The sequence below is a fragment of the Megasphaera cerevisiae DSM 20462 genome (assembly GCF_001045675.1).
In the GTDB taxonomy this organism is placed as follows: Bacteria; Bacillota; Negativicutes; order Veillonellales; family Megasphaeraceae; genus Megasphaera; species Megasphaera cerevisiae.
Window position 1 is genome coordinate 42,348 of record NZ_LEKT01000020.1, and the last position, 8,383, is coordinate 50,730.

The window sequence follows — 8,383 nt, forward strand, 5'->3', positions numbered from 1 at the left end:
CATGAAAGAACAATGTCTAACGCCTAAGTTGGCGTTTCGGCTGGCGGCGCCTCATTCCTGGCTTGCTGCGATATATCCTGCTTTATTCGGGGAATTATACTGCCTGCTTGCGGGAGATGTACTGTCCCTTGGGACCGGTGCGGCCTTGCTGGGGGCCTGTGTACTTATGCAGTCTACAGTCAATACACTCAACGATTACTTTGATTTTGTGAAAGGGGCAGACAGCGCAGACGATTGTGTGGAAGTCAGCGATGCCGTACTTGTCTATGAGCATATTGCGCCCAAACAGGCCTTAGCGCTGGGAATTGGGTATTTAGCGGCCGCGGTGCTGCTGGCACTGCCCGTTATCCTTTCTGCCGGACCGGCGCCGTTTCTTGTCGGTGTGATCGGAGCAGCTGCCGTACTGGCCTATTCCGGCGGCGCAGTATCTATTTCCTACCTGCCTGTAGGTGAACTGGTTTCCGGCGTGGTCATGGGTGGGTTGATACCCTTGGGAATCGTGGCGGCTGTACGCGGTACACTGGACGCTGCCGTTATGGCGGCGGCGCTGCCGTTTATCATGGGAATCGGCCTGATTATGATGACCAATAATATCTGTGATATTGAAAAAGACCGACGGGTACGGCGCTGTACCCTGCCGGTCCTGCTGGGACGGCAGAAGGCCGTGCGGTGTTATCGGGCTGCGGTGGTGCTGTGGATGTTGCTGCTGTGTGTTGTGCCGGTGGTCTATGCCGGTTTGTGGGGCCTGATTACGCCAGTACTGGTCGTGCTGGTCTCCCGCGGCGCATTTGCTTTTCTGCTGCGTTCACCCTTGGTGCCGAATAACCGGATCAGGCAGATGAAAGGGATTTTGAAGGGGAATTTGCTGGGAAACGGCACATATTTGCTCATGATGACAGGTATGTGGATCGGAGGTATGCTTCATGGCTGAACCGTCGAAACGAGAAAAAGTATATCAAGTTTTTCAGCACATTTCTTCTTCCTATGATGAGGCTAATGAGCGTATCAGCCTGGGAATGGAAGGACGTTGGAAACAGCAGCTCATTGATGCAATAACCAAACGGGCTGAACCAAACGGACAGGTTCTGGATGTGTGCTGTGGTACCGGTGATATTGCCATTGCGATTGCTGCTGTCCGACCAGATCTGACAGTTACAGGGCTGGATTTTTCTCCGGCTATGCTGCAGACTGCCCGGCAGAAGAGCCGGCGGCTGGATAATGTCAGCTGGTACGAAGGGGATGCCATGACGCTTCCCTTTCCAGACAACACCTTTGCATCCGCCTGTATTTCATTCGGACTGCGCAACACTTCTGACTATCGGCAGGTATTATGCGAAATGACGCGTGTCGTCCGGCCGGGAGGCTGGGTCTACTGCCTGGATTCCTTTGTCCCCGATTCTCCCTTGATCCGTCCTTTTTATGCCTTGTACTTCCGGGGTATCATGCCATTTCTCGGTGGTGGCATCCGGCATCGCCAGGAATACCTGTGGCTGTGGCAGTCGACGCGGGAGTTTTTGAGGAAGCGGCAGTTGCTGGCTCTTTTCAGGGAAGTCGGCCTGGCACATGCGCGGATGGAAGGTCATTTGTTTGGGACCTGCGTGCTGCACAAGGGGCAGAAACGGATCAGCACTAGAAATAAAAGAAAAATGAAGACAAATTAACATACGTTTAATATAAAAACTGACGGTTACTGGAACGGATTCAGAATATAAACCGTATGGTTAAGGAGGGTAAGAACATGAGTAGTGAAGAAAAATTTGATGCCATAGTAGTTGGCGGCGGCCTGGCTGGTTCTGCTGCGGCGCTGACAATGGCGCAGGCAGGGTTGGATGTCATGTTGGTGGAGCGCGGTAAATTCTGCGGTTCTAAAAACTCCAGCGGCGGACGTATCTATGGACATAGCCTGGAAAAGCTCATTCCAAACTTTGCAGAAGAAGCCCCCATCGAGCGTAAGATTACGCAGGAGCGGCTTTCCCTGATGACCGAAGGCGGTGCTTTGAGCTTTCAATATGGCTCGGATAAGCTGCAAGCACTGAAGCATCCCTCATACTCGGTGCTGCGGTCTAAGTTTGACAAATGGCTGGCTGAAAAGGCGGAAGAAGCCGGTGTGATGGTAGCGACGGGCCTGCTGGTAGACAATCTGGTTATTGAAGACGGCAAGGTCATCGGTATCAACTGCGGCGGTGAAGAAGTAGATGCTGATGTAGTGATTTTGGCCGATGGGGTAAACTCCCTGTTGGCACAGCAGCTGGGCATGAAGCAGGAATTGGATCCTAAAGATGTAGCTGTAGGTGTCAAGGAAGTCATCGAACTCGGTGAAGATGTCATCAACGAACGGTTTGGCCTGGAAAATGGGGAAGGCGCCGCATGGATGATAGCCGGCGATCCGACCGGCGGCAACTTAGGCGGCGGCTTTATCTACACCAATAAGGATAGCCTTTCACTGGGGATCGTTACCACGATCAATGATATTGGACGTGTTGATGTCAGTATCCCTGATATGGTGGAACGCATGAAAGCGCATCCGTCTATCGCGCCGTTTATTAAAGGCGGGAAACTGTCAGAATACTCGGCCCATCTCGTTACGGAAGGCGGTCTGAAAATGATGCCGGAACTCGTTCGTGACGGTGTGATTCTGGCCGGTGATGCGGCTGCGATGGTTGTCAATCTGGGCTATACTGTCCGCGGCATGGATTTGGCTGTCGAATCAGGACGTCTTGCCGGCGAAGCTGTTATCAAAGCTAAGGCAGTTGATGATTTCTCGGCAGAAAGCCTGGCATATTATAAAAAATTACTGGATGAAAGCTTTATCATGAAGCTCATGAAGCAATATCAGAATCTGCCGGGATTGCTGGAAGATCATATCATCTTCAATGATTTTCCGAAAATGGCCGATGAATTTGCCGGTATGGTCTATAAAGTAGAAGGCGGCGCTCCTGTTGCGCTGCCGATGATCGCCTTGACTGTTCTTGCGAATAACGGGGGTTTAAATGGCCTGTTTGGTCTTGGTAAGAAAGCTTGGGAGGCGATGTAAAATGGCTAAAATGAGTGTAGACGATAAACTCGGTGTTATCAAATTTATGACGGACGAACACGAATCTCATATTGAAATCAATGAAGACTATCATGACGAAGCAGAAATTCATCGTCTGGTGATGGCCTGTCCGGCAGAATTGTACAAATATACAGATGGTAAACTGATTTTCAATCATGAAGGCTGTCTGGAATGCGGCACTTGCCGTGTCATTTCCGGCGGCAAGGGCGTTAAAAGCTGGAAGCACCCGAAAGGTGCTATGGGTGTTGAATATCATCAAGGATAACTTGCAGATGCAGGAAGGAACGGCGGCACATAAGTAAGCGTGCTGCTGTTCTTTTTTTTGCGGAACCATGAGTTTGATATGGGGGGTTCAAGAGCAGGCCGTATTGATGGTATAATAATAAAATGCAATATATCACTACGCATACAGGAACCCCGCATAAGGAGGCATACATATGACAGATGTACAACTGACCTTTTTGGCTCACAGCGGTTTTGCCGCAGAAACAAAAACAAAAGTATTGGTGTTTGACTACTATAAGGACCCGGCCGGTGCTGTCCGATCCTATGCCGGCGGCAAAAAGCCTTTATGGTTTTTTGTCAGTCATTGGCATGAAGATCATTTTAATCCGGCTATTGCCGGCTTTGAGCGGAGTACGGCTCACTATATTTTTAATGCGGAAGTTCCCTTTCACGGCCCGGCGGCGAAAAAAATGCAATCCATGAATATATATGATACAATACATATAGAAGATACAACGATTACACAATACGGCTCGACTGATGCCGGTGGTTCGTTTCTTGTGGAAACGGATGGCTGCACGATTTTCCATGCCGGGGATCTGAACTGGTGGCATTGGCTGGGAGATACGGACGAAAATAATGCAGAGGCAAAGGCCAACTTTGACCGGGAAATGAAAAAGCTTGCCGGGCTGGATGTAGATGTTGCCTTTTTTCCCGTAGATGCCCGATTGGAGGAAGCCCGTGAATGGGGTGTCAAACGCTTTTTAGACGTCGTGCAGGTGCGAAGGCTCCTTGTCCCTATGCACTATTTTGGTACGCCGTGGATACCGTCACAGGCATTTATGGATACATATGGACAGGTACCCTTGTGGATTCCGATACAGAAAGGTGATACGACGGTAATTCATGTATAAATCAGGTATTGATTGCACTGGCTTGCGGGCCGGAGGAGGAATAGAATGACTGGATTAGAGACGACAACACAGTATAGACGCAGCCGCATAGCCAATTACATTTTGGGCATTGCGGCAGTGATCCTGCTGCTGGCGTACCCGTTTCAGGACTTTTTTTGGGGCGGGCTGTGGACACATTTAGCCGGGGCGGCCCTCATTGGCGGCTTGGCGGATTGGTATGCTGTTACCGCATTGTTTCGAAAACCGTTGGGAATTTCCTTCAAGACAGGGCTGATTCCCAACAGTAAGGAACGGATTGCCGAAATGGCGCGGCATATGATTGAAAGTGAAATCCTGACGGTTCCCAATATGTATAATGTGCTGAAACACCATCCTATATTGGAAACGACACTGGAGTACCTATACTCGGAAAAGGGATTCCAATCAGCGGAACGTGTATTGGGACAGATCCTCAATACCTTCTTGTATACCGTTGATATGCAGACTGTAGTCAAAGCTTTTTCCGGTATGGGAGAAAAGGCAATTGAAAAAATTGATATTGCGCCTATGATGAGCAAGGCCATCAAAATTGGCCTGCAAGGTGAGTCGGGAAAAGATTTTCTCGACTTTATGATACTTCATCTGGAAATTATGGTAAAAAGTGATGCCATGAAAAAATATATCGGTGAAATTTACCGGGAATCGCTGCATCAATATGAAAAACGCAATTTCTTTTTTGCCTGGGCTATCAAGGCGGCTCTGGCCAGCGACCTGTTCAGTCCAGACCATGTAGCACTCAAGCTCCAGGCCAAGGCATTATCTATATTAGCTGAAGCCAAAAAAACAAACTCGCTGCAGCGGGAAAAAGCCTTGCGATATTTGTGGGCACAGGCTGAAAAAATAGAATTCAATGCGGAATGGAAGGAACGCATTGAAAGCTATAAGATGCGCATGTATAAAAGTCTCGTGACCCGCCCGGATATGAGGGAAGCCTGGCAGCGATATGTCCAGGACCCGGAACGGCAAAAACGGATTTGCCATATTGCAGCCGGATATGCTGTCAGCAAACTGGAAACGTGGCAGCAGAGCACGACTCAGGTAGAGCAAATGAATCGCGTAGCGCTAGCCCTGGCAGCGCGGGAACTGAAACGGCTGCAGGTGTGGTTCGGCACAACGGCGGAAAAAGAAATTATGCAGTATGACAGCCAGCAGCTGGCAGAACAGCTGGAAAACAGCGTTTGGTATGATCTGCAGATGATTCGTGTCAACGGTTCACTGGTCGGAGCTGTTCTTGGTGCCGTTATTTATCTGGTTATGTACAATGTGAAGGGGGGCATGTAGCGATGACATATCGTCAGCGGGCAAACGGCATTCTGGCCCTGTCCTTTTTCTGTTTCTGCCTGATTTTTTGGTGGTGGGATACGCATGAAGTAAGTTTAGCGGAGGAATTGCTTTTCTTTGTCATTCAATCGGCTCTCATCGGCAGTATTGCCGACTGGTTTGCCGTGACCGCGTTGTTTGAAAGGCCATTGGGCTTCCCGTACCATACGGAGCTTCTCTACAGCCATCGTCATCAGATCATAGACGGCATGACTAAAATTGTTTCGGAAAAACTGCTTCAGCCTAATATGTGGCAGGATAAGCTGTATCAAATATCATTTATGGATAAAGTGACCACCTGGCTGAAAAGCCCCGGCGGCAATGAAAAATTTCGGACCCTGCTGTATGAAGTGGCGCAGCGGTTTTATCGATATGCGCAGCAGGGTGGCACACAGGATATGATTGCAGCACATATACGAGACTATTTAAAACGGCAGCCATTGGTGGGATTTTTTCAGGACCGGCTGATTTCTCTGCTGGAAGACCCGAATAGTCATATGTTCAATGATGCTGTCGGTTTGGGCAAAGAACTGGTCAACAGTGATGACTTTGACGTCATGCTGGAGCAAATCATTCGGGATTGGATGGAAGAATCAAAAAATGGTCCGGGACTTCTTGTCACACTCAATAAATTTACAGGTCTGGTAGACACACATAAAATCGCCAAGGATATCAAAATCGGCATCCTTGCCTGGCTTGATCAATGGGAGCATGCCGAAGGAGAACAACGGGAATGGCTGTGCCGTAAATTGGAACTGTTCCTTTATTCCATGAATGGGCAGCTGGCCTATGCCGTGCAAAACTGGCAGGATCAGTTTGTAGATTCATTACCTATCGAACGGTGGCTCAGCGCAACCCAACATGCCGGTCAGGACTATTTCATGTCGGGAGAAGGCGGTAAAGAAAAGCTTAAAGATTTATTGGAAGAACAATTTTTGCATTATCTGGAGTATTGCCGAACCTATCCGGAAATCAAGGATTGGCTGGATGAACAGATTCGGCGTGCCTGCACCGTCATCCTGGAGCACGAACATTCTCTCATTGCCGTTGCTGTACGGGATGTCTTGTCGGGCTTTGATAAACGGAAATTCAATGAATTTCTGGAACGCAAGGTTGGGGAAGACCTTGCCTGGATTCGCATCAACGGAGCCATTGTCGGCGGTACGTTAGGGCTTATTGTGTTTTCATTTCTTAAATTTCTGTATGAACCGGCGGTGGTTCCTTTTATTCGTCAATTATTTTTGTAAAAAAACTGTAAAAATATAATATACTGATTGTTTTTTTAGACGCTGCGGCGTCTTTTTTTTGTCGAATATTGATAAATGGCATAAAACATACAAAAAAAAGCATAAAACATACAATAAATGACATGGTATTTTTAAGAGTATACTTTCGTATACTTTAAAAAATGCTTTCTTTCCATTATAATATAACCAGGTAGTGATTGCTGGATACTATCTTTGTAAGAAGATAGTACGTCACAAAAATACAATAATACCTACAAAGGGGGGATAGGGTCTTTTCAAATACTGCAAATAGGGAATATGAGTGATAGGAGTAAGATATGCCAATAGAAATAGAACGGTGTGCAGATGTCCGGACGGCGTCGGCGCAGCAGTGAAGGGGAGAAGATATGATATGGGTTGCGATTTGTGATGATGTGCGGCTTCAGCTTCATACGATACATCAGGCAGCAGAAGGCTATTTTTCAAAACGGCATGAAAAGGTAGAGTGCTGCGCATATGACAATGCCTTTAAACTGCTGGATGATATAGAACAAAAAGGCGATTTTGATATCGCCCTGCTGGATATTTGCATGCCCGGTATTTTGGGGACAGATGTAGCCATGGAGATGCGGCGCCGTAAGTGCCGGGCTGAAATCATCTTTATTACGACCAGCGATGAATTTGCCATAGAGGCATTCTCCCTCAAAGCCGTACATTACCTGCTCAAGCCTTTTTCGCAGGCAGACTTCAACGCGGCCATGAACCGGGCGATGGAACGGCTGACACGATATCATAGCGAAAAAATTATATTTAAGCTTGTGGGGTGCGGTGTTCAGACTGAAGAACTTGATCACATTATGTATGTGGAAAGTAAAGGACATATTTTACAGATACATCTTGTCGATGGCACTATATTAGAAGTCAGGCAGACGCTGACCCATCTGATGGAAGCGTTGGACAAAAAGGCGCCGGGACAGTTTGTATCGCCGGCAAAAGGATATATCGTCAATCAGGAAGCTATTCATATCATCAAAAGTGATTATATTGAGGTACAAGGAAAATGCATTCCCTTGGCTAAACGAAAATATCGGGAATTTCAAGAAAACTACTTTAAATTTATATTTATGAGAAATGCATAAAATTATCCTTCAATAGGAATATTGTGTATGTATGTTTTTTTGTACGAAAGAATGGCTGAAATTGGCTAAAAAATGAAAAATAAAATGGAAACAAAGAATAAATATGACAAAATATGAATAATAATTCAGCGCATATAAATATATATTTGTTAAAAGAAAAGAATAATGAATATATATTTGTATTAAATATATATATATTTAATCACGTGTGCGTACAAAAGCTATCTGGTAATATGTCAAGACCTTAAAAGAAAGATTTGAAGAAGAAATCCAGAAAAAAGGGTACACTTAACAAACCTTTCCCTCAATCTCAAAAAAAGAGAAAGTATGTTCGCTTCGTATTAAGCTTGGTCTACTCTGTTGGAAGAGTAGAGCTGATGCTTGGCCAGCAATCCAAATATCAGTCTGACTAACTTACGAGCGGTGAGCGCGAGTGCCCGTTTGTGCTGATGTGTTTTCACTTCA

Annotated in this window: 8 protein-coding genes; all 8 read left to right on the forward strand. The window is 46.8% G+C overall.

Annotated elements, in window-relative coordinates; translation table 11 throughout:
- Nucleotide 1: 1 nt before the first annotated feature.
- The 8 genes from AB840_RS07560 (at nt 2) to AB840_RS07595 (ending at nt 7,918) form a co-directional block, all read left to right on the forward strand.
- The gene (locus AB840_RS07560; protein WP_048514227.1) at nt 2–931 is read left to right on the forward strand and encodes a prenyltransferase; all 930 of its coding nucleotides are present in this window, start codon (nt 2–4) and stop codon (nt 929–931) included.
- Nucleotides 924–1,661, forward strand: coding sequence for a ubiquinone/menaquinone biosynthesis methyltransferase (locus tag AB840_RS07565; RefSeq protein ID WP_048514228.1), 738 nt, complete (start codon nt 924–926; stop codon nt 1,659–1,661). The genes AB840_RS07560 and AB840_RS07565 overlap by 8 nt, the downstream gene beginning before the upstream one ends.
- 77 nt (nt 1,662–1,738) lie before the next feature.
- The gene (locus AB840_RS07570) at nt 1,739–3,034 is read left to right on the forward strand and encodes an FAD-dependent oxidoreductase (protein ID WP_048514229.1); all 1,296 of its coding nucleotides are present in this window, start codon (nt 1,739–1,741) and stop codon (nt 3,032–3,034) included.
- Between the two features lies 1 nt (nt 3,035).
- Nucleotides 3,036–3,320 (forward strand): 4Fe-4S dicluster domain-containing protein, encoded by a 285-nt coding sequence (locus AB840_RS07575; protein ID WP_048514230.1) that lies wholly within the window; start codon nt 3,036–3,038, stop codon nt 3,318–3,320.
- Nucleotides 3,321–3,492: 172 nt separating this feature from the next.
- A complete protein-coding gene (locus AB840_RS07580; protein ID WP_048514231.1) occupies nt 3,493–4,194 on the forward strand; it encodes an MBL fold metallo-hydrolase in 702 nt (233 codons plus the stop codon).
- A 45-nt stretch (nt 4,195–4,239) separates the two neighbouring features.
- Nucleotides 4,240–5,514: a DUF445 family protein gene (locus tag AB840_RS07585; RefSeq protein WP_048514232.1), complete on the forward strand. Its 1,275-nt coding sequence runs from the start codon at nt 4,240–4,242 to the stop codon at nt 5,512–5,514.
- 2 nt (nt 5,515–5,516) lie between these two features.
- Complete coding sequence (locus AB840_RS07590) at nt 5,517–6,800, forward strand: DUF445 domain-containing protein (protein WP_048514233.1); 1,284 nt, start codon at nt 5,517–5,519, stop codon at nt 6,798–6,800.
- Nucleotides 6,801–7,186: 386 nt separating this feature from the next.
- Complete coding sequence (locus AB840_RS07595) at nt 7,187–7,918, forward strand: LytR/AlgR family response regulator transcription factor (RefSeq protein ID WP_048514234.1); 732 nt, start codon at nt 7,187–7,189, stop codon at nt 7,916–7,918.
- Nucleotides 7,919–8,383 lie beyond the last annotated feature (465 nt).

What these genes read in the sequence shown, in the direction of transcription:
- AB840_RS07575 (WP_048514230.1), top strand. Translation starts at nt 3,036, where the DNA reads ATGGCTAAAATGAGTGTAGACGATAAACTCGGTGTTATCAAATTTATG.
- AB840_RS07560 (WP_048514227.1), top strand. Translation starts at nt 2, where the DNA reads ATGAAAGAACAATGTCTAACGCCTAAGTTGGCGTTTCGGCTGGCGGCG.
- AB840_RS07595 (WP_048514234.1), top strand. Translation starts at nt 7,187, where the DNA reads ATGATATGGGTTGCGATTTGTGATGATGTGCGGCTTCAGCTTCATACG.
- AB840_RS07565 (WP_048514228.1), top strand. Translation starts at nt 924, where the DNA reads ATGGCTGAACCGTCGAAACGAGAAAAAGTATATCAAGTTTTTCAGCAC.
- AB840_RS07585 (WP_048514232.1), top strand. Translation starts at nt 4,240, where the DNA reads ATGACTGGATTAGAGACGACAACACAGTATAGACGCAGCCGCATAGCC.
- AB840_RS07590 (WP_048514233.1), top strand. Translation starts at nt 5,517, where the DNA reads ATGACATATCGTCAGCGGGCAAACGGCATTCTGGCCCTGTCCTTTTTC.
- AB840_RS07580 (WP_048514231.1), top strand. Translation starts at nt 3,493, where the DNA reads ATGACAGATGTACAACTGACCTTTTTGGCTCACAGCGGTTTTGCCGCA.
- AB840_RS07570 (WP_048514229.1), top strand. Translation starts at nt 1,739, where the DNA reads ATGAGTAGTGAAGAAAAATTTGATGCCATAGTAGTTGGCGGCGGCCTG.